The organism is Gordonia alkaliphila (assembly GCF_039542465.1).
Lineage (GTDB): Bacteria > Actinomycetota > Actinomycetes > Mycobacteriales > Mycobacteriaceae > Gordonia > Gordonia alkaliphila.
Genome location: NZ_BAABIE010000042.1, coordinates 1 through 1,459 on the forward strand (window position 1 = coordinate 1; position 1,459 = coordinate 1,459).

Here is a 1,459-nt window from a genome sequence, read left to right on the forward strand (position 1 = left end):
TGTCAAGCCCCGGGTTTCTTGGAGACTGATTTAGTTGGTTTCCTTGGTTGCCAGAGCCGAGTTGGCCTGGACGTGTGATCGGCCTGCAGTGGCCGTGTCAGGCGGCGTTCTTGTCGTCGGCTGCTTGATCGAGGCTGGCCCAGTAGGCGGCCTCGTACTCGGCGGGCGGGACGTGTCCGAGCTCGCCGTGGAGCCGTCGCTGGTTGTACCAGTCGACCCACTCGGCGGTGGCGATCTCGAGGTCATCGATGCCGTGCCACATCCCCTTGCGTCGCTGCCTGGGGCCGCGGACCAGCTCGGCCTTGTACAGCGAGTTCAGCGCCTCGGCCATCGCGTTGTCGTAACTGTCGCCCTTGGACCCCACCGAGGCGACCACGTCGGCCTCAGCGAGCCGCTGGGTGTAGCGGATCGCTCGGTACTGGGCGCCCCTGTCGGAGTGGTGGACCAGTCCGGTCAGGTCCCGCCCGTCGCGCTGGCGACGCCAGATCCCCATCTGCAGCGCGTCCAGGGCGAGGTCGGTGTAGAGGCCCGTCGAGACCTGCCAGCCCACGATCATCCGCGAGTAGACGTCCAGTACGAACGCCGCGTACACCCACCCCGACATCGTCCTCACATATGTCAGATCCGCTACCCACAACCGGTCGGGCCGCGACGCGGTGAAGTCACGGTCGACCAGGTCAGCGGGCCGGCCGGTCTCCGCCGCGGGCCTGGTGGTGCGGGGATGCTTGTCGCGGAGCACACCCCGCAGCCCGGCGGTCCGCATCAGCCGCTCGACCGTGCACCGCGCCACCGACTCCCGGCCCGGCCCCGCCGACTGGCCGGGCTGGCTCGGCATCTGCCGGTTGATCTCGTGCCACACCTTCCTCGCGCCGTAGACCTCCATGTTCTCCTCGTGCACCTTCCTGATCATCTTGGTCAACTCCTCATCACGGATCGACCGCGGCGAAGCGGGCCGAGCCTTGTAGGCGTAGTAGGTCGACGACGCGATCTCGGCACTCGTGCCCTCCAAGGCAGCCAAGACCGGCTGGACGCCGCCGTGTTCCTCCGCAACGGAGTCCACGAACTCGACCCTCAACGCCGTGGGAACAGCTACCTCGCCGGACGGTCCAGCTCCGCGGCGAAGAAAGCCGATGCCTGCTTCAAGATCGTGTTCGCCCGCCGCAACTCACGGTTCTCCCGCTCCAACTCCGCGATCCGGCCCGCCTCGGCCGAGGTGACACCCGGCACGACACCGCCGTCGATCTCGGCCTGCTTCACCCACGTCCGCAACGCCTCGGGATGCACCCCGAGCTGGTCCGCAATCCGCTTAATCGCACCGACCTTCGATGCCGGATCCCGCCGAGCCTCCACCGCCAACCGAGTGGCCCGCTCCCTCAACTCCAACGGGTACTTACGCTGTGCTGCCATCTTCCTCTGTTCCTCCAGGTTTCGATGTCTCCATCAAACCCGGGGCGGGACA

Annotated in this window: 1 protein-coding gene; it reads right to left on the reverse strand. The window is 67.2% G+C overall.

Going from position 1 to position 1,459, the window contains the following annotated elements; translation table 11 throughout:
* Positions 1-97: 97 nt before the first annotated feature.
* A protein-coding gene (locus tag ABD989_RS17615; protein WP_425556564.1) for an IS3 family transposase occupies positions 98-1,407 on the reverse strand; the annotation gives its coding sequence in 2 pieces (ribosomal slippage) (positions 98-1,101 and positions 1,101-1,407; 1,311 coding nt in all).
* Positions 1,408-1,459: the final 52 nt, after the last annotated feature.